This is a genomic window from Anaerolineae bacterium, from assembly GCA_011176535.1.
In the GTDB taxonomy this organism is placed as follows: Bacteria; Chloroflexota; Anaerolineae; order Anaerolineales; family DRMV01; genus DUEP01.
In genome coordinates, this window is sequence record DUEP01000015.1 from 1 (window position 1) to 19,617 (window position 19,617).

Here is a 19,617-nt window from a genome sequence, read left to right on the forward strand (position 1 = left end):
ACCCCCGCCTCAGCCACCCAGGTCATGGGTGCGGCCGCCCCTTCCGCCACCGTTCAGGCGGATCCCCCGACCCCTGGCCCCACGCCCACACCAAACCTCACCGCCGCCTTGCAGGAAGGCGCGACCTTCATGGTGCTCAACGGCACGCTGACCCCCCAACTGGCCTGCCGGACGGCGGCAGCCCTGGATGCCCTGGGGTTCCGCGTGGTCAAGGTGGGCAACACCTCAAGCCCCTACCGGGAGACGATGGTGGAAGTATACGCCGACCGGCCCGCCACCTTGGCCTACTTGTTGCCGTGGCTGGGCATTGACCCCTGGCGTGAAGTGTACCGCCTACGCTTCATGGCCCTGGGTAGCGGCGAGGCCGACTTCCACCTCATCCTGGGCGAGGATTGGGCCCGTTCCCATGAAGCCTCCCTTCCCCAACGCTGTTTGACCCCCTGAATCCCTCCCAGATTCTCACCCCTCCAGAAAGATGGTCGGCGCAAACGCGGTCAAAACCCGAGCCCCCGGAAAGGCCGGCTCGATCTGACAACGGCGCGGTTTTGTGCACAATAATAACTGACCGATCGGTCATCTATTTCGTTTCCCGGGACAGGAAGGCTCTCCCATGACCTCACGCCCCCATGTGGCTCCCCAGCGTCGCATGAGATACTGGATGCCGCTGCCCAGGTGTTCGCCCGCCTGGGCTTTGCCAGGGCCCGCATGGACGACATCGCGCAGGAAGCCGGGCTGAGCAAAGGCACCCTCTACCTCTACTTTCGCAGCAAAGAGGCCCTTATCCAGGCCCTGTTAGACCGTTTGTTCCGCCGCGAGGCCGAGGGGCTTCGTCAGGCGTTGGAAGGCCACACGCAGCCGGTGCCGCAGCGCCTGCGCCAGTTGTTCGCCGGGGTGCTGGCCCGGCTGCTGAGTTACCGCCCCCTGTTGCCGCTGTTCTATGAATTCTATGCCCTGGCCGCCCGGCATCGCTCGGTGGGCGAGGCCTGCAGGCCTATTACCGCACTTACGCCGGTCTGCTGGCCCAACTGCTGCGCGAAAGTATGGAACGCGGCGAAATCCGCCCTGGTGACCCCCACCGCCTGGTCGTGGCGCTCATCGCCCACATTGAGGGCGTGATCCTGCTCTGGGTGATGGCTCCCCAGGTGGTGGACCTGGAGAGCCAATGGCAGACCAGCACCGACCTGATGTTGCGCAGCCTGCTCCCCGACGGCGCGGCTGCACCACCTGCTCAGGAGACGCTGCATGAGCGCTTCGGATGCCGTACCCCGACTGCCCAACCCACCCCGAGGGTGGAAAGCCATCCCCTGGCGACTGCCTATCTGGATTTACCGCCTGGGCCTGGGCGGTCTGCTCGGGCGCCGGTTCTTGCTGCTCCATCACATCGGCTGCAAGACGGGCAAACGGCGCCAAAACGTGCTGGAAGTCATCTGCTATGACCCCCATGGCCCCACTTTCTATGTGGCCTCGGGCTTTGGCCGCCGCTCCCACTGGTTCCGCAACATCCTGGCCCATCCGGAGGTGGAGATTCAAGTCGGCTGGCGGCGCTACCGAGCCGTGGCCGAGGTCTTGGATCCCGAACAGGCTGCTGAGATTTTGCAGGCCTATGCCCAAAAACACCCCATCGCCTTTCGGGAACTGGCGCGCCTGATAGGGATTCTCGTACCCCAGGATGAAGAAGCGTTTCGCCGCCTGGCCCAGGCCATGCCCGTGGTGGCCTTTCGCGTCCAATGAGTGTGAGTAGCGAATTGCGAGTTGCGATCGGCGAAGTGCAAAGCCTCCGCACCTGACACCTGACACATGGCACATGACACATCGCACATCACACCCGACCCTCACACACCCCATGACCCACCCCATCATCCACACCCATAACCTGACCCGCCCTTCCGCCGGGGGCGCATCACCGCCGTGCGCGGCCTGAACCTGGAGGTCCGGCCCGGCGAAATCTTCGGCTTCCTCGGCCCAACGGTTCGGGGAAGACCACCACCATCCGTATGTTGCTGGGGCCTGCTGCGCCCCAGCGAAGGCGAGACCCGCGTGCTGGGTTTCGACATCCGCAAAGCACCCCACCGCATCCGCCCGCGGGTGGGCTACATGTCCCAGCGCTTCTCCCTTACAACGACCTCACCGTGCTGGAAAACCTGCGCTTCTACGGGCGGGCCTACGGCCTAAGCAACGCCCTCCTGCAGGAGCGCATCGCCGAGCGGGCCGAATACACCCCGCGGCAGGTGCAGTCCCCGCGTGAGCACACCATCCTGGTATACCCGTGGAAATCCCCGTGCCCAACCCCACCGGCCAACTCAAGCCCGGCATGGCGCCGTGGCCGTGTTTCCGTGAGGGCCAAGCGCTCGGCTCATCTGCCCCCTTCCCTCCCTTCGTAAGGGAGGGAAGGGGGCGGCTCCGGCGGGCTGAGCGGTAGCGCAGCCTCGCCGGAGCGGGGGGTAGGGAGAGATCAAACCCAGGAACGGCTGCAATGAAGTTCATCAGTCAACGGGCATCCCACCTCTCTGGAGAAACCTTTATGCGCCGCACCGCATTCCTCGCCTGGATCGCCTCTCTATTCGTTCTGTTCACCCTGTCCGCCTGCGCCAACAACGCGGCCTCCACGCCGCTGACCGCCTCTGGCTACCTGGAAGCGTACCGCTACCACTTGAGCGCTGAGGTTCCCGGCACGGTGGCCGAAGTGCTGGTGCAGGAAGGGCAAACCGTGCAGGCCGGCGCCCCCTTGCTGCGCCTGCGCTTCTCTGATGTGGAAACCGCCTTGCAAAGCCCCCAGGCGGCCCTTCAGCGGGCCCAGGCCCAGGTGCGCCTGGCGCAGATATAGCAGGAACGCCTCACCCTCATCGCCCCGGTAGACGGCACGGTGGGACGCCTGCTGATGGAAAAAGCGAAGTGGTGCAACCGGGCATCCCCTTGGTGCTGCTGGACGCGGCCCAGGTGCTGGAAGTGGTGGTGCACATCCCGGCGGCGCGGCTGGAGGAGGTGCAAGTAAGGCAAAAGGTCCGGGTGAGCGTGGACGCTTACCCCGGCGAAACCTTCCGGGGTCGGGTGGTGCGCATCGCCGACCAGGCTCTGTTCACCCCCAGCGAAGTCCTGAGCCGGAAAGCGCGAGTCAAGCGCGTCTTCGCCGTCACCATCCGGCTGGAAGAAGGCCTCGACCGTCTTCACCCCGGTAGACCCGCCGATGTGACCTTTGGGCTGTGAGCCACGCCGTCACGCCATGCGAAGGCATACCCCATGAGCGGGTACGACCCTATTGCTCCCATTTACGATCGCTATTGGGGCGCGTTTTCCGTGCGCCGCTTCCTCCCCGTGCTGGAACGCTGGTTGCTGCCCAACCCGTCTCCTGAAGCCTGGGTGCTCGACCTGGGCTGCGGCACAGAGGCCCTGGCCCAAGTGCTCACCCAGCGGGGTTGCCGTGTGCTGGGCATCAACCTTTCACCAAGCATGATCCGCCAGGCGTACGAGCGACTTCCCGCCGGTCGCGCCCTGGTGGCGGACATGCGCGCCTTGCCCCTGGCGTCGCGCTTCCACGCCGTGTATGCCGTCTTCGCCAGCCTCAACCACCTACTCACCCCTGAGCACCTGAACGCCGCCTTCCAAAGCGTGGCCCGGACCTTGCGCCCCGGCGGCTGGTTTCTGTTCGACCTCAACACCGAAGACGACTATCACCAACGCTAGTAGGGGACAGGCGTGGATCTCCTTGAGGACCTGGTACTCCTTTCGCAAGTAACACGCGGAGAAACGGCCATCGTCCGTGTCCACTCACCGCTTTCATCCGGCGTCCGAATGACCTCTGGGAGCGTACCGACACCCTCCTCCTTCAGCGGGGATATGCCTCTGGGGTAGCCCAAAGCCTCCTGGAAGCAGCAGGGTTCACCGAGGTCCGGTGACATACGCTTCGGGCCGGCCAGGGGCAACGATGGGTGGGATTGGCTCGCAAATCGCCATAACCCGCTTTTTTTCCTGTATAATCAAACCACCATGCCCGAACTGCCCGAGGTGGAGACCATCGCCCGCGCGCTGCGGCAAGGAGGCCGCGGGGCGGCGCCGGTGTTAGGCGCGCGCATCATCGCCGTCCAGGTGCTGTGGCCGCGCAGCGTGGCCGAGCCATCCCCCGCCGGGTTGGCAACGCAGGTCGTGGACGCCACGGTGGCCGGGGTGGCCCGACGCGGCAAGTATCTCAGCCTCCGCCTGACCCGCCTGCCCATCACGCGACACCTGGTAATCCACCTGCGCATGAGCGGCGACCTGACCGTGCTCCCGCCAGAAGCCCCCGCTCCGCGCCACGCCCGCGTGCTGTTTGCGCTGCACGACGGACGCAGGCTGGTCTTCAACGACCCGCGCAAATTTGGCCGCCTCTGGCTGCTCCCCGACCCCACGCCCCTTTTCGCCCCTTTGGGGCCGGAACCTTTCGATGAGAACCTGACCCCGACCGCCTTCCACCAACGCCTTCAACGGCACCGCCGCCGCCTCAAGCCGCTGCTCATGGACCAGAGGTTCCTGGCCGGCTTGGGCAACATCTACGCCGATGAAGCCCTTTTCCTGGCCTGCCTCCATCCCCTCATCCCGGCCAAGGCCCTCTCGGAGAAGCAGGCGGCCACGCTGCTGCAGGCCATCCGCCAGGTGCTGCGCGAAGGCATCGCCCGCAACGGCACCAGCATCGACTGGATGTACCAGGGCGGCAACTACCAGCGTTACCTGCGTGCCTATGGCCGCACCGGTCAACCCTGCCCGCGCTGCGGCACGCCCATCGCCCGCATTCGCGTGGCCCAGCGCAGCGCCCACTTTTGCCCTGTTTGTCAACCGCCACCGGAAGATTGAGGAGGCGTTCATGCAGATTGGCCTTTTCCTGCTCCCTGTTTTGGCCCTGGGCCTGTTGCTTCTGGCCCTGGGATACTACCTGGGCCGGGCGACCGCTGCCGACAGAAAGCCCTCCCCTGCCGCGCCACCCCAGGCGTCCCCTCAGGGGGACGCGGAAGAGCAAAGGGCCGGTTCAGAACCCCCTGCCGCGGAAGGCTTATCCCCCCAAACGGCGAAAGGGTTGGAGGTGCGCACCGACCCGCAACAGGGCCACCGCCTGGTGGTGCAGGTCGACGGGTTCGCTTACCTGCGCTACGACGCCATGACCGACGACCACCGTCGCCGCCTGCGCACCTATCTGCTGCAAATTCGCGATTGGATGGAAACCACCCGCGGCAACCTCCCCGCCACGCCCGCCCGGCGCGCTTCCAGGCCCGTCCCGTCGGGCCAGGAGATCCCCGTGCAGGAAACGGTGACCAAGGCCCAGGACATGGTCTCGGCCATTAACGCCATCGTCCAGGCCAAATCCAAGGCGCAAGGGATCTCCGCCGCGGTCAGCATCATGCGCGACTGGCGCGGCACCGGCGTGGTGATCATGGTGGACGGCATCCGCTACGATGCGGTGGACGACATCCCTGACGAAGAAGTGCAGCAGTTGATCCGGGAAGCGGCACGCGAGTGGGAAATCCTCCAACACGCCCCCAAGCGCGGCTTTAACCCCGGCGCGAACCTTGACCCCTGAACGGGGTTGCGCTTATAATTATTACAATGACAATGAAATATCGGCAACCTTCGGGGCAGGGTGAGCGGCCTGAGGCCGCAATTCCCGACCGGCGGTGAAAGCCCGCGAAGCCTCGCCAAAGCCACCCAGGCGCGAGGCCCGACCCGGTGGAATTCCGGGGCCGACGGTATAGTCCGGATGGGAGAAGGTTGCACGCCCCCTCCAGCCCAGGCAGGTAAGGAGAGGGGTGGTTGCCTGTGCCCCGGAAGCCCATCGCGCGGGGCTTTCGTTTTTAGGACTTACGCAGTTGAGCGTGGTCTCGCCGTGTACTCATGTCATGGCGAGCCGCCATCCTGAGCGAAGCGCCCTGCCGGGCGCGAAGTCGCAGGAGGCGGCGAAGCCATCCCCCGAACGGTAGGGGAACCCGCTTCGCGGTGACATAAACCAAAAGACCTGCGTAACTCCTGCATCTTGTTGGTCTCTGCCACTCCGGGCACAGATGGGCTCCGGTATGCGCTCGCCCCGAAGGTTGCGCAACCTTCGGGGCGTTTTTTCTCCTCCAAACGCCCTCTCCAGGGAAGACGCTTATGGATTTCGCCCACCGGCCTGCCTTCGCCTATCGTGCCATCCGTCAAGTGAGCCGCACCCCTGCTTTGCGGTGGGGGTTTTCCCTGGGCGTTACCCTGGGCCTGTGGTGGTTCGTGGCCTGGGCCGCCCACCTGCCGCCCTTCATTCTGCCCACGCCCGACCGGGTCGCGCGCCGCGCGTGGGTGGCCATCCAAAGCGGGGTGCTGGTACGCCATACCGCCTACACCCTTCTCGAGGTGCTCTCTGGGCTGGCCCTGGGCCTGTTGACCGCCGTGCTCCTGGGCTACCTACTCTCGCGGTCCCGCACCCTGGAACAACTGCTCTCGCCGTACATCGTGGCCAGCCAATCCATCCCCATCGTGGCCATTGCCCCGCTGCTCATCATCTGGTTCGGCAGCGGGCTGCTCTCCAAAGTGCTCATCGGCGCCCTTATCGTCTTCTTCCCCATGCTGGTGAACACGCTGGTGGGGTTGCACCATGTGCCTACCGAACTGCGCGATCTGATGCGCTCCTTAGGCGCCACCTCCTGGCAGACCCTGCGCTACCTGGAAGTCCCCGCCGCACTGCCCGTGGTTCTGGGCGGCCTGCGCATCAGTGCCACATTGTCCGTCATCGGTGCCGTGGTGGGTGAATTCGTCGCCGCGGACCGGGGCCTGGGCTTCCTCATCAACCTGGCCCGTGGACGCTACGATACGCCCATGGTTTTCGTGGCCGTGCTCACTTTGATCGGCATGGCGCTGGCTCTTTACGGGCTGGCCGTGGCCCTGGAGCGCCGCCTGCTTTCCTGGCAGCGCCACGACGCCTCGCGGGCGCTCTGAACGCCCCTTCGTCGTGCAGCAAAAAAGCCGATCGGGCGCGCAGGTCCGGGGCGATCTTCCGTGGCTCCAGTGGCGCGCATCCACCCGTCCATCCCGAAGCCTTAGGGCTTCGTTATCCCTGAAAGGAGGCTCCATTTATGCGCCAAACCATGCTCCTCGTTACCCTGTCTATGCTGCTCTTCCTCGCCGCCTGCGGGAACCAAGCCCCTGCCCCGCAGGCCACCTCCACCCTACCGGTCGCCACGGCGTCCCCGGTCGCTTCCCAAGCTGCCTCAGCCCCTGATCTCACCACCATTCGTTTACCCATGGGGTATATCCCCAACATCCAGTACGCCCCCTTCTATGTCGCCGTGGCTAAGGGCTACTACGCCGGGGCCGGTTTCAAGATTGAGTTCGACTACAGTTTCGAGACCGATGGCGTGGCCCTGGTGGGGGCCAACGAACTGCCCTTCGCCATCGTTTCCGGCGAGCAGGTGCTCATGGCCCGCGCACAGGGGCTTCCCGTCACCTATGTCATGGCCTGGTGGCAGGAATACCCTGTGGCCATCATCGCCCGCGCCAGCCTGGGGTTGAAATCCCCGGCCGACCTCAAAGGCCGCCAGATTGGCCTGCCGGGGCTTTTCGGCGCCAACTACATCGGCCTCATCGCCACCCTGCATCAGGTGGGCCTGAGCGAGGACCAAGTCACGCTGGAATCCATCGGCTTTCATCAGGTCGAAGCCTTCGCCAGCGGCCAGCAGGACATCGTGGTAGGGTACATCACCAACGAGCCCATCCAACTGCGCCGCCAGGGCTACGAAGTGACGGTCTTCCCCGTGGCCGATTATGTGCGGCTGGCCTCCAACGGCATCCTGACCAACGAAACCATGCTGCGCGAGCACCCCGATGTGGTGCGGCGCTTCATCCAGGCCACCCTCAAAGGTCTGCAAGACACCATCGCCAACCCGGACGAGGCCTACGAGATTTCCAAAGCCTTTGTGGAAGATCTGGCCCAGGCCGACCGCGATACGCAAATGGAAATCCTGCGCACGGCCATCCACTACTGGCAGGCGGAAGGCCGTTCCCTGGGTACTTCAGAACCCAAGGCGTGGGAGAACATGCAGCAGGTGCTGCTGGCCATGGGCCTGATCCCTCAGGAACAAGACCTCACCCAGGCGTTCACCAACCAGTTCATCCAACCCTGACCCTCGGGCGGGTACCGGACCTCGGGGACGAGCCCGGCCCCTGGGGTCCGGCCCGCCCCCGGGTTTCCCCTTCCACAAGACCATGGACAACCCTTTTCTGCGCACCGAGCATCTCAAACTCACCTTCCCCAACGGCAACAGCGGGCTAGAGGTACTGGATGAAATCACCTTCTCCGTCGCCCGCGAAGAGTTCGTCGCCGTGTTGGGGCCTTCCGGTTGCGGCAAGAGCACCCTTTTGCGGGTGTTGGCCGGGCTGCTGCGCCCTACGGCAGGGAAGGTGTGCTTTGACAACCGCCCCCTGGACGGCCCGCAAACCCGCGTGGGGCTGGTCTTCCAGCAGGCCAACCTGATGCCCTGGCGCACCGTGTTGCGCAACATCACGCTGCCTCTGGAACTGCGCGGCGTGCCCTGGGCCGAAGCCCGCCAGCGCGCCGAGGCCCTCATCGCCCTGGTGGGCCTGCAAGGCTTCGAGGACACCCTGCCCCGCGACCTTTCCGGCGGCATGGCCCAGCGCGTCGCCATCGCCCGCGCGCTGATCCACGACCCCGAAGTCCTGCTCCTGGATGAGCCCTTCGCCTCCCTCGACGCCCTGACCCGCGAGCGGATGTGGGAGGAACTGCTGCGCATCTGGCAGGCTCAGCGCAAAACCGTGGTCATGGTCACCCACTCCGTCACCGAGGCCCTGCTCCTGGCGGATCGGGTGCTGGTGCTCAGCCCGCGGCCGGCGCGCATCCGCCTGGACCTGCACGTGGACCTGCCGCGCCCTCGCTCGATGAACCTGCGCTACACCCCCGAATTCGCTCGCCTGGACCGCCGCCTCCGCTCGGCCATCGGTTGGGAGTAAGGCACAGATCGGGGCCAAAGCCCTCACCTGTTTTGACGCTGGCCCCAAGGATTTGGGGAACAAAAAAGCAAGTCGGGGCAATCGCCCTGACCTGCTTTTTTAGACGCTTCCGCTTAGCAATAAGCTGGAGCGTAGCCCTGTGTTGCCGTTGATAAACAAAGTTGCTTCCGAGTTCACCGACACCCATCCAGCCCACTGCGCCCGCTTTGCAACACACTTTCGTAACCCATCTTGACCTTTTCGCCGCCTCAGCAGCCCACGCAACGCCCCGCAAAGATATCGAAGAGGAACACGCGCAATCAGCCGATGTCTTAGACCAAAAACGGACCTCCTATGCCGTAAATCATCCAACGCCTTGCTCACCGCCATCAGCGCATTCCCCCGCCTGGCCGGAACGCCCCGCGTGGCAACTGCCGCAGCCATGCGAGATTGTTCTACCCCAGGGGCGCTCAACCGACGCGCCGGCGGCTTTTGCCTCGTAGTCGTGACCTATCCCAGGGCCTCCGGATAGGTTATCTCTGCAGCACATCTCTCGTCCTCCCTGCCCTAAGGGCGGGCGCCCCGTTCGGCCGGCAAGCCGGCTGGCGCTTCCACAGCGCGCATCCACCGCTTCCACCCCGTAGATCCACCCCCTGATTCACCACCCCTGAGCTCTCCGGCCTGCCAGAGGCACGCCGGTGTCCTTCACCCTTACCCAAGATACCCCCAACTTTCCCTGCCCGTACCGCTCCTTGGTAGCCCATCTCTCTTCCTCCGCGCCACCGGGCCTGCACCAAACGCAGCACCGCACCGGCCCCCACCCGCACCCCCAGGGAAACGCTACCCCCTTCTCAGGGCGGGCGAAGCCGCTTGCCGGGCCATCGCATACCATCCGGGCAGTATGGCCAAGGCGCAGGCCGCCTGGCTACTCGCCCAGCAGGGCTGACCGTCGGCTGCGGGAGGCCTTTAGATCCAGAGGCTGCACCTTGTACAAGGATTTCCGGCGTTGGTTGATGTCCATCGGTTCCTCATGTCCTCCGATAGCACTTTAAGTGGATAGAAGACGGGAACAGCATCTCGACCAAAAGCCAGGTACAATATCCCCGCAAATTGCGCCCGCAGCAGGCTCACCTGGACGGAGGAGAAACGACATGAAGCGGATGACCACCCGGCTAAAACTATTTCTGATTCTCTTCTTCACCCTACTCATGGCCTCCCCGACCCTGGCCCAGACCTCTTCCTTCGCCGAGGTACTGGTCGACCTCTGGCCGGAGTACGACCAGCCCCAGATGCTGGTCATTCTTCACATTCAATTGCCCCCGGACCTCACCCTGCCTGCCGAGGTGACCGTACGCATCCCCGCCCGGGTGGGCGAACCCCACGCCGTGGCGATGGCCAGCGCCGACGGCACGCTGCTGGTGGCACCTTACCAGCGCACCGTGGAAGGGGAATGGGCCACCCTGACCATCACGGCCAGTTCACCCACCCTGCAGGTGGAATACTACGATACCCTCAACCGGGAAGGCAACCAGCGCCAGTACACCTATCAATGGCCCGGCTTCTCTGCGGTGGAGCACCTGGTGCTGCGCGTGCAACAACCGCCAGACGCCCAGGACTTCACCCTGACCCCCGCAGGCACGCCGGCCCAACGCGGGGAAGATGGGTTGATGTACTACACCACCGACCTGGGACAACTGGCCGAAGGAGAGGCCTTCACCCTGGAGATTGCCTACACGAAATCCAGCGACGCCCTCACCGTGCAAAACCTTCAGGTCCAACCCAGCGAACCTTTGGCTAAAGCCAACGGCCCGCTCAGTGTGTCCGATTGGCTCCCCTGGGTGCTGGCCGCCCTGGGGCTGCTGCTCATCGCCGGTGGGCTGGTGTGGTACTGGCAGAGCGGCGCCGAAATCGCGCCCGCCCCTTCTCGACGCCGCCGCCGTCGCCCCAAGCCAGCGGCCGCGCCCTCAGGCGAGGTGCGCTACTGCCCCCAGTGCGGCACCCGGGCCCAACCGGGAGATCGCTTCTGTCGTCACTGCGGAGCGCCTCTACGCTGAGTTCTCCCCACAGCATCCTCCCCGCCCGCCAAAGCCCACCGGGCGGGGAGGTTTTTTCTCCTGGAACGCTCCCTGGAATATGACCATTGTCATATCTTCCTTCGACTTTCATCCTCTCTTAATCAAGGTGTGCGAAAATACGCTTGCAAGCGATCACTTTTCCCAACTTTCAGGAGGAAGCGGCATGAAAAACCGGAGTAAATTTGTGGCGGGGATCTTACTCATCATCGCCGCCGTCGTCTATCTGATCGCCACCTCCACCAAAGCCAGCGCTCAGTACTTTCTCACCGTGGACGAGTTGCTCCAGCGCCGGGAGGAAATGACGGACAAAAATGTGCGCATTTCCGGCGCCGTCATCGGCGACACCATCCAGTACGACGCCCAAAAACTGGAACTGCGCTTCACCATCGCCCATGTTCCCGGGGATTTCGACGCCGTGGAAAAAGAAGGTGGCCTGGCTGCTGCGCTCCATGAAGCAGTAACTGACCCCAACCGGCCACGGTTGGAGGTGGTCTATTACGGCCCCAAACCCGACCTGCTGCGCGACGAAGCTCAAGCCATTCTCACCGGCCACTTGGAGGCCGACGGCGTGTTCTACGCCGACGAGTTGCTGCTCAAGTGCCCCTCGCACTACGAAGAAGCCTTGCCCGATCAGAGCAACAAATAACCCTTCTTCAGGGAGACTTCCATGGTTGCACACCTTGGGTATGGAGTGCTGCTGCTCACCTTTGTCGTGAGCCTCTATAGCGCCGCGGCCGCGGTCTACGGTGCGTTACGGCACAAAGCGGCCTGGGTGGAAAGCGCCCGCCGCGCCGCCGTGCTCACTTTCCCTCTGCTCACACTCTCCTCGCTGGCCCTGCTTTACTTGCTACTCACCGATCATTTCGAAATCGCCTATGTGGCCTCGGTCAGTAGCCGAGTCATGCCCCTTTACCTCAAGATCACAGCCTTCTGGGGTTCCCAGGCTGGCTCGCTCCTTTTTTGGTCCTGGTTAATGAGCGCCTTTGCTTCAGCCGTGATGTTGCGCCCCTGGGACCGAGACCGGGAGTTCCTACCCTGGGTGACCATGGTGACGATGGTCACCTTAGCTTTTTTCTTGTTCCTCACCGCCTTTGCTGAAAATCCCTTTGCTCGCCTGTGGGCGCTTCCCAACGGTGATGTGGTCGAGGGCCTGCTGCGCCCCCAGGGATCTATGGCTTTCATCCCCAGGGATGGAGAAGGCCTCAACCCGCTGCTGCGTCATCCAGGGATGATTTGGCACCCGCCCTTCCTCTATTTGGGCTTTGTCTCGTTCGTCATCCCCTATGCCTTCGGCCTCGCCGCCCTCATCACCCGCCGCACCGACGACCGCTGGATTCGCCTCACCCGCCGCTGGACCCTGACGGCTTGGCTGTTCCTGAGCATTGGTCTGGTGCTGGGCATGCGCTGGGCCTACGATGTGCTCGGCTGGGGCGGCTACTGGGGCTGGGACCCGGTCGAAATCGCTGCGTTGATGCCCTGGCTCACCGGCACGGCTTTCTTACACTCCGTGATCATCCAGGAAAAGCGCGGCATGTTCAAGCGCTGGAACATGGTGCTCATCATCCTCACCTACTCGCTGATGATTTTCGGCACTTTCCTCACCCGCTCTGGCGTGCTCTCCTCGGTGCACTCTTTTGCGCAAAGCGCCATCGGGCCGCTGTTCTTCGCCTTCATCGGTATCACCTTCATCGCCTCGCTCACCCTGTTGACCTCCCGGTGGGCCGACCTTAAATCTGAAAACGAAGTGGCTTCTTTCTTCTCTCGCGAAGCCCTTTTCGCCTACAACAACCTGGTGTTCATCGGGATTTTGGTGGTCTGCTTCTGGGGCGTGATCTTTCCTCTCTTTTCCGAATTGGTCACCGGCCAAAAGGTGACCGTGGGGCCGCCGTTCTACGAACGGGCCACCGCTCCGCTGTTCGCCCTGATGCTCCTGCTGATGGGCATCGCGCCCCTTTCCGCCTGGGGATACGCACAGGCCAAGACCATTGGCCGTCACCTGCTCATCCCCGTGGCGCTTTCACCTGTGCTGCCGGTGCTGTTCTACCTGCGCGGCATGCGCGCCTGGGGGGCCCTGTTGGGCTTCTGGTTGGTCAATTTAGTGGCCGCGGTGATCCTCTACGAATATGTGCGGGCGGTGCGCGCTCGCGTGCGCCGCACGGGCGAAAGCCTCCCCAGGGCCCTGGCGCAACTCATCGCCCGCAATCGTCGACGCTACGGCGGATACATCATCCACCTGGGCATCGTGCTCATGGCCCTGGGCGTCATCGGCATCGAGATGTTCCAGGTCGAAACCCAGGGCACCATCCCGGTGGGCGGCAGCCTCAGCCTGGGGCCGTACACCATGGTGTATGATAACCTGGCCGAGTTCCCCGCCTCCGATGGCCGTATTGTGGCCCGCGCCACGATCAGCGTGTACAAAAACGGGACCAAGGTGGCCGAATTGCACCCCCGCCGGGACTTCTACATCGACGCGCGTCAGCCCATGACCATCCCCGGCGTGCGCAGCACCTGGGAAGACGACTTCTATGTCATCCTGGTGGACTGGGAACCCATCTCCAGTCAGGGAGCCACTTTCAAAGTGTTCCAGAACCCCCTGGTCTCCTGGCTGTGGCTCGGCACCTTCGTTTTCATCTTCGGCACGCTGCTGGCCCTCTGGCCCACCCCAGAGCCCAGGCCTGCTGTGACCGCCTCACGGAAAGCCTGAGAGAGGCAAGCCCCTCTTCTCTCCACCCTCTTCTGGAGGTTGCGTCCATGATCTCGCTGTCCTCGTCCCCTCGTCGGGCGTTGCTCGTGTCGGCCCTCTTTGCCCTGATGCTCGGTGCCCTCATGGTCGGCGACCTGCGCACCGCGCAGGCCGAGAGCCCCACCCCCACACCGGTCATCACCGACGATATGGTCAACGCCATCGCCAAGCAACTTTACTGCCCGGTGTGCGAAAACATCCCCCTGGATGTGTGTGGCACGCAAGCCTGCGCGCAATGGCGTGAACTCATCCGCGAAAAACTACAACAAGGCTGGAGCGAAGAACAAATCAAAGCTTACTTCGTCCGGCAATACGGCGAACGGGTGCTGGCCACGCCACGCCCGCAAGGGTTTGGCCTGCTCATGTACATCCTGCCCCCAGTAGCCATTCTGCTGGGGGTCTTCATCCTCTTCCGCGCCTTGCGCAACTGGCGCACCATCCCTAACCTTGAGGCCGAAGCCGAAAAATTAGAAGACGAAGAGGACGCGTACCTGCGCGCCGTAGAAGAAGCCCTGAAAAGATCCGATTAGGCCACCATTGTGGGACAAGGAGGCCCCGTAATGAACCCGACGGAACTATTGGAGTCCCAGGAACCCGAACAAAAGACCCCTCTCACCATGATCCTCATCTGGGCCGGCGTGCTGGCCCTGCTGGCGGTGGTAGGGCTAATGCTCAAACGCACCCATCAAGGCCCTATCCAGGTGGGCGATCCCGTGCCCGATTTGAGCGTCACGGCTTTCGACGGCACCACCTACCGCCTCAGCGAACTGCACGGGAAAGTGGTCCTGATCAATTTCTGGGCCTCGTGGTGCACCACCTGCAAGGACGAAGCCGCCCCCCTGGAACAGGCCTGGCGTCAACTCTCCCCCCGGGGTGATGTGCTCTTCCTGGGGCTGGACTATGTGGACACCGAGCCAGAAGCCAAGGCCTATCTGGCCAAGTTTGACATCACCTACCCCAACGGGCCGGATTTGGGCACACGTTGGGCCCAGGCCTTTCGCATCCGGGGTGTGCCTGAAACCTACATTTTAGACAAAGAGGGCCGGCTGGCCTATATCAAAATCGGCCCCTTCGCCGGGTTGAACGAAATTCTCAACGCCATTACCCCGCTTCTGGAGCCGTAATCATGGACTTTGGTGCTTTGTTCCTCATCCTCGGCCTTGCGCTTTTGGTGGGCCTGTACATCGCCCAGCCGTTGCTCCGGCCCATGCGCCGGGCGGGCCAGAGCAGTTACGAAACCGAACTTTCGGCCCTGTTGGCCCGTCGGGACACCATCGTCAGCACGCTGGAAGACCTGGAAATGGACTTCGAATTGGGCAAGTTGAGCGAGGCGGCTTACCTGGCCCAAAAGAAGGCCTTGCTCAAAAAAGGCGCCGAAATCCTGGAACGGCTGGACGCCCTCACCGCCACCATGAGCACCAAGAGCGCAACGGACCGCCTGCAAGAGGCAGTTCGGCAACGCCGGCGCGCCTCGCGCATTCACATCGACGACGACCTCGAAGCCCTGTTGGAACAACGCCGTCGTCAGCGCCAACAACAGGCCGTCGGATTCTGCCCCCACTGTGGCGCCCCGGTGCTCCAGTCGGACCGTTTTTGCCCGAAATGCGGTACCGAATTGCAAGAATCTTCCACATCCTGAGGTAAACGATGCGTTCCCTGCGTGCACTTCTCCCCTTCCTCCTGCTCCTTCTTGTGGTCCTGCTGGCCGGTTGCAACTTCACCCTGGCCACCGACGTCACGCCTCCTCCTGGCTGGAAGCCCACCCCTGTACCCCCCACCCCTCAGGTGGAACGGCTTTACCCCCTCACGCCGCCGGACCCGGCCAACGGGGCCGCACTCTATCAGACCAAATGCGCCGATTGCCACGGCCCCGAGGGCAAGGGCGACGGCCGCCTGGCCAACCAACTCCCTAAACAGCCCCCCTCCTTCGTGGATCCTGAACACGCAGCCAACGCTTCTCCGGCCGAGTGGTTCCTCACCGTGACCCAGGGGAAGATGGACGCCCTGATGCCCTCCTTCGCCAGCCTGCCCGAGGCCGACCGCTGGGACATCGTGGCTTACATCACTTCGTTGCGCTATGCCAAGGCGGACCAGCAGCAGGGCGCCTCCCTCTATGAGGAACGCTGCGCCACCTGCCACAGCCAGGGCGAGGAAAACGCCCCGCTCACCTGGCAAAACACGGCCGGGCTTTCGGATGCTGAATTGCGCCAGATGCTCACCCAGGCCGACGGTACCAAGCACCCCGCCGTAGAAGGCCTCACCCCCGACGAAGTGCCCGCCATCATCGCCTATGTGCGCACCCTGGGCACCACCCAGGCGGTCGCCGCCGCCGAGCCCACCGCCACGGCCACGCCCCAGGCCGAGCCCACCGCCACCACGACCGCCAGCGAAACGGCCACGGCCACCACAGGCACATCGGAGGCCACTCCAGAGGCCACGGTGGAGGCCACAGCAAGCGCTACCTCCACCTCCGAAGCCAAGCCGGAACAGGTGACCATCCAGGGGACGGTCACCAACCACTCAGGCGGCGAGGTGCCCTCCGGGTTGAAGGTCACCCTCTACGGCCTGGATCGCCAAACCAGTCAGGTTGTGCTTCAGGAAGAAACGCAAACCGACGCCGACGGGAAGTTCGTCTTCAAAAACATCGAGGCCCCCTTCCATCGCATCTTCGTCGTCAGCGTGGAATACCAGGGCACCACCTATGTCTCGGACTGGGCCATTGCCTCGGGCAACGAGGAAATCGACCTCCCGGTGACCATCTACGACACCACCACCGACACCTCCACCCTGCGGGCCGACCGGCTCCACATCTTCTTCGAGTTCCCCCAGGAAGGCACCTTACGAGTGATTGAACTGTATGTCATTTCCAACGACGGCGACAAAACGGTGGTGCCGCCTTCGCCCGGCGAGCCGGTGCTGCACTTCACCCTCCCCAAAGGAGCCACCAACCTGCAGTTCCAGAATGGCGGCCTGGGCGGTCGCTTCGTCGCCACCGAGGCGGGATTCGGCGATACCCAGCCCGTGCCTCCCGGTCAGGGGAGCCATCAGGTGCTCTTTGCCTATGAGTTGCCTTACACGAAGAAGGTCTCCGTCCGCCACCCGGTCCACCTTCCCATAGACTCGGCCATCCTGATCGTGCCCGACACCGGGGGGCTCAAGGTGCGCAGCCAGATGTTCACCCCCGCCGGCACCCAGACCATCGAGGGCAAAAACTTCCAGGTCTTCCGCAGCCAGGCCCTCCAGCCCGACCAGGAAATCGCCTTCGAGGTCAGTGGCCGCCCCACTCCCGCCACCGGTCCCGACATCTCCTCGCGCGCCGGACTGGCCATCGGCCTGGGTGTCTTTGGGCTGGCGCTCATCGTCGTGGGCATCGTCCTGTGGCGACGGCCTCAGACTGCCGAAGAGGTTGCGGAAGAAGAAGCCGAATCCGATGAGGCCCCTCCGGACCTCGAAGAGGACCCCGAGACCCTGATGGATGCTATTCTGGCCCTGGACGACCTCTACCAACAAGGCAAACTCTCCGAAGAAGCCTATCAAACCCGCCGCGCCGAACTCAAAGCGCGCCTGGCCGAGTTGCTGCACGCCTCGGACAACCCGACGGCGCAAGACGACACCCCGGATGAAACCGGTGAGGAGGAGGCATGACGCCGTCCGTCGCCCAGGGGGAAGCGGTCATCCGTGTGCAGGGGTTGCTCAAGCGCTTTGGGCCCAAGACGGTGCTGCGAGGGCTCGACCTAGAGGTCTACCCCGGCGAGTTTCTCGCCCTGCTGGGGCCCAACGGCGCAGGCAAGACCACCCTGTTGCGCATCCTGGCCTCGCTCAGCCGCCCTACGGCCGGGGAGGTCCGCATCGGCGGCTATCGCCTGCCTCACGAAGCGGCCGGGGTGCGCCGACGTCTGGGCGTGGTCTCTCACCTGCCCCTGCTTTACGGCGACCTGAGCGCCGAAGAGAACCTGCGCTTTTACGGTCGCCTTTACGGAGGGAGCGACCTGGACGAGCGCATCGATGAGGCGCTCGACCTGGTGGGCTTGAGCGCCCGGCGACACGACCTGGTGCGCACCTACTCCCGGGGGATGCAGCAACGCCTGGCCATTGCCCGTGCCCTGCTGCACGACCCCGAGGTGCTCCTGCTGGACGAGCCGTACACCGGGCTGGATCAGGACGCCAGCGCCATGCTGGACAATGTGCTCAGACAGGTGGCGGCCCAGGGACGTACCATCGTGATGACTTCCCACGACCTGAGCCGCGCCGCCGCCCTGGCCACCCGCTTTGCCGTGCTTTCGCGTGGGCGCATCGTGGCCTCCGTGCGGCGCGAGGACATCGCCGATGGCGAACTTCTCGCTTTCTATCGCCGGGCGGTGAGCGGTGAGGGTGGCCCCCTCCCCCCACCTCCCGCTCCGGCCGCGCCGCCCGTTCCTCCAAAGGCGCCGGGCCAGGCTGCCCCTGCCCGCCGCGAAACCCCTTTCGGCCGCGCCACCCTGGCCGTGCTCTGGAAGGACCTGGCCGCCGAGTTTCGCAGCCGCGAGTTGCTCTCGGCCATGCTGGTCTTCGCCCTGCTGGTCATCCTCATCTTCAACTTCGCGTTGGACCTCAACCCCAAAGCCCGCCTGGCCGCCACGCCGGGCGTCCTGTGGGTTACCCTGACCTTTGCCGGCACCCTGGGCCTCAACCGCTCCATGGCTATCGAGAAAGACCGCGGCTGCCTGGACGGCCTGCTGCTGGCCCCGGTGGATCGCAGCGCCATCTACTTCGGCAAGATGCTCAGCAACCTGGCTTTCATGCTGCTGGTGGCCGCCATCGTCATGCCGGTTTACAGCCTGCTGTACAACATCAACCTCCTTCAACCGGGGCTGTTGGGCGTCGTGCTCCTGGGCTCCATCGGCTACATCGCCGTGGGCACCCTGCTGGCCACCATGTCGGTGCAGACCCGCACCCGCGAGATGCTCCTGCCCATTCTGCTTTTCCCGGTCATCGTGCCTGCCCTGATCGCTGCGGTGAAGGCCAGCAGCGGTTTACTGCAAGCGCTCCCCTTTGACGACATTCGCGCCTGGTTCAACCTATTGATCACCTACGACCTGGTGTTCACCGCGGTGGCCTACATGGTCTTTGACTACATCGTCGAAGAATAACCCCTTGCTCCAGGAGGTACTCCCTATGCCCCCCAAACCCCGCCTGTTGCACTACTTGGACAGTCTGACCATCGTGATGATGGCCATCGCCACGACCCTGGTCTTTTTCTACGCCCCCGTGGAACGGGTCATGGGGCTGGTCCAGAAGGTGTTCTACTTCCATGTGGCCGCCAACTGGGTCGGCATGCTGGGCTTCATCGTGGCCGCGGGAGCCGGCATCGCCTACCTGGTCAGCGGCCACCTCAAATGGGATGTCATGGAAGTGGCCTCGGTGGAAATCGGCATGGTCTTTTCCCTCATCGGCATCATTACCGGATCCATCTGGGCGCGCCCGGTATGGAACACCTGGTGGACCTGGGACCCCCGCCTGGTCACGGTCACCATCATGGAACTGGTATACGCCGCTTACCTTATGCTCCGCCAGGGGCTGGACGAGCCGGAACGCCGGGCGCGCTTCGGTGCCGTGTACGCCATCGTGGGCGTGCTTAGCGTGCCGCTGACCTTCCTTTCCATCCGCCTCTTCCGCACCATTCACCCCGTGGTCATCGGCAACGCCAGCCCGCTTTCCCAGGGCGGGTTCAACATGAGCCCCAGGATGCTGCGCATCTTTTTCTTCAGCCTGATCACCTTTACCGTGCTGTACGCCGACCTCCTGTGGCACCGCACCCGCCTGGGGCATCTAGCGGCCAAAATCGAGCGCCTGCGCATCCAAACCATGCAATAAGGAGCCTGC

19 protein-coding genes, 3 pseudogenes and 1 riboswitch are annotated in these 19,617 nt (G+C 64.0%); all 22 genes and pseudogenes read left to right on the plus strand.

Annotated features, from left to right (window positions below):
- The coding region (locus G4O04_03005) for a LytR C-terminal domain-containing protein (GenBank protein HEY57503.1) at positions 1 to 444 on the plus strand (444 nt) is incomplete at its 5' end.
- Positions 445 to 561: 117 nt separating this feature from the next.
- Positions 562 to 801: pseudogene (locus G4O04_03010) on the plus strand (helix-turn-helix transcriptional regulator).
- A 140-nt stretch (positions 802 to 941) separates the two neighbouring features.
- Positions 942 to 1,436 (plus strand): hypothetical protein, encoded by a 495-nt coding sequence (locus G4O04_03015; protein ID HEY57504.1) that lies wholly within the window; start codon positions 942 to 944, stop codon positions 1,434 to 1,436.
- Positions 1,243 to 1,731, plus strand: coding sequence for a nitroreductase family deazaflavin-dependent oxidoreductase (locus G4O04_03020; GenBank protein ID HEY57505.1), 489 nt, complete (start codon positions 1,243 to 1,245; stop codon positions 1,729 to 1,731). The genes G4O04_03015 and G4O04_03020 overlap by 194 nt, the downstream gene beginning before the upstream one ends.
- A gap of 790 nt (positions 1,732 to 2,521) precedes the next feature.
- Positions 2,522 to 2,824: a biotin/lipoyl-binding protein gene (locus tag G4O04_03025; GenBank protein ID HEY57506.1), complete on the plus strand. Its 303-nt coding sequence runs from the start codon at positions 2,522 to 2,524 to the stop codon at positions 2,822 to 2,824.
- A gap of 68 nt (positions 2,825 to 2,892) precedes the next feature.
- Positions 2,893 to 3,204: an efflux RND transporter periplasmic adaptor subunit gene (locus tag G4O04_03030; protein HEY57507.1), complete on the plus strand. Its 312-nt coding sequence runs from the start codon at positions 2,893 to 2,895 to the stop codon at positions 3,202 to 3,204.
- 33 nt (positions 3,205 to 3,237) lie between these two features.
- Positions 3,238 to 3,681 (plus strand): class I SAM-dependent methyltransferase, encoded by a 444-nt coding sequence (locus G4O04_03035; GenBank protein HEY57508.1) that lies wholly within the window; start codon positions 3,238 to 3,240, stop codon positions 3,679 to 3,681.
- A 303-nt stretch (positions 3,682 to 3,984) separates the two neighbouring features.
- Positions 3,985 to 4,824 (plus strand): DNA-formamidopyrimidine glycosylase, encoded by an 840-nt coding sequence (gene mutM, locus G4O04_03040; GenBank protein ID HEY57509.1) that lies wholly within the window; start codon positions 3,985 to 3,987, stop codon positions 4,822 to 4,824.
- 10 nt (positions 4,825 to 4,834) lie between these two features.
- Positions 4,835 to 5,545: a hypothetical protein gene (locus G4O04_03045; protein ID HEY57510.1), complete on the plus strand. Its 711-nt coding sequence runs from the start codon at positions 4,835 to 4,837 to the stop codon at positions 5,543 to 5,545.
- A 42-nt stretch (positions 5,546 to 5,587) separates the two neighbouring features.
- A riboswitch (FMN riboswitch) is annotated at positions 5,588 to 5,738 on the plus strand.
- A 373-nt stretch (positions 5,739 to 6,111) separates the two neighbouring features.
- Positions 6,112 to 6,930 (plus strand): ABC transporter permease, encoded by an 819-nt coding sequence (locus G4O04_03050; GenBank protein ID HEY57511.1) that lies wholly within the window; start codon positions 6,112 to 6,114, stop codon positions 6,928 to 6,930.
- A gap of 137 nt (positions 6,931 to 7,067) precedes the next feature.
- Entirely contained in the window at positions 7,068 to 8,114 is a 1,047-nt protein-coding gene (locus G4O04_03055) for an ABC transporter substrate-binding protein (protein HEY57512.1), read from the plus strand.
- 82 nt (positions 8,115 to 8,196) lie between these two features.
- On the plus strand, positions 8,197 to 8,958 hold the full coding sequence (locus tag G4O04_03060; GenBank protein ID HEY57513.1) for an ABC transporter ATP-binding protein: 762 nt from the start codon (positions 8,197 to 8,199) through the stop codon (positions 8,956 to 8,958).
- A 1,646-nt stretch (positions 8,959 to 10,604) separates the two neighbouring features.
- Positions 10,605 to 11,074: pseudogene (locus tag G4O04_03065) on the plus strand (zinc ribbon domain-containing protein).
- Between the two features lie 101 nt (positions 11,075 to 11,175).
- The gene (locus G4O04_03070; protein ID HEY57514.1) at positions 11,176 to 11,658 is read left to right on the plus strand and encodes a cytochrome c maturation protein CcmE; all 483 of its coding nucleotides are present in this window, start codon (positions 11,176 to 11,178) and stop codon (positions 11,656 to 11,658) included.
- 21 nt (positions 11,659 to 11,679) lie between these two features.
- Positions 11,680 to 13,716, plus strand: a complete 2,037-nt coding sequence (locus G4O04_03075; protein ID HEY57515.1) for a heme lyase CcmF/NrfE family subunit — start codon at positions 11,680 to 11,682, stop codon at positions 13,714 to 13,716.
- A gap of 47 nt (positions 13,717 to 13,763) precedes the next feature.
- Entirely contained in the window at positions 13,764 to 14,285 is a 522-nt protein-coding gene (locus G4O04_03080; GenBank protein ID HEY57516.1) for a hypothetical protein, read from the plus strand.
- A gap of 30 nt (positions 14,286 to 14,315) precedes the next feature.
- Positions 14,316 to 14,879: a TlpA family protein disulfide reductase gene (locus G4O04_03085; protein HEY57517.1), complete on the plus strand. Its 564-nt coding sequence runs from the start codon at positions 14,316 to 14,318 to the stop codon at positions 14,877 to 14,879.
- A 2-nt stretch (positions 14,880 to 14,881) separates the two neighbouring features.
- The gene (locus G4O04_03090; protein ID HEY57518.1) at positions 14,882 to 15,394 is read left to right on the plus strand and encodes a zinc-ribbon domain-containing protein; all 513 of its coding nucleotides are present in this window, start codon (positions 14,882 to 14,884) and stop codon (positions 15,392 to 15,394) included.
- 8 nt (positions 15,395 to 15,402) lie between these two features.
- Entirely contained in the window at positions 15,403 to 17,400 is a 1,998-nt protein-coding gene (locus G4O04_03095; GenBank protein ID HEY57519.1) for a c-type cytochrome, read from the plus strand.
- Positions 17,397 to 18,128, plus strand: a pseudogene (gene ccmA / locus G4O04_03100) (heme ABC exporter ATP-binding protein CcmA). Before G4O04_03095 ends, ccmA begins: the two are co-directional and overlap by 4 nt.
- A gap of 105 nt (positions 18,129 to 18,233) precedes the next feature.
- Positions 18,234 to 18,884 carry an ABC transporter permease gene (locus G4O04_03105; GenBank protein ID HEY57520.1) on the plus strand — a complete coding sequence of 217 codons (651 nt, stop codon included), beginning with the start codon at positions 18,234 to 18,236 and terminating at the stop codon, positions 18,882 to 18,884.
- Positions 18,885 to 18,909: 25 nt separating this feature from the next.
- Positions 18,910 to 19,608, plus strand: a complete 699-nt coding sequence (gene ccsA, locus G4O04_03110) for a cytochrome c biogenesis protein CcsA (GenBank protein ID HEY57521.1) — start codon at positions 18,910 to 18,912, stop codon at positions 19,606 to 19,608.
- The last annotated feature ends 9 nt before the right edge of the window (positions 19,609 to 19,617 follow it).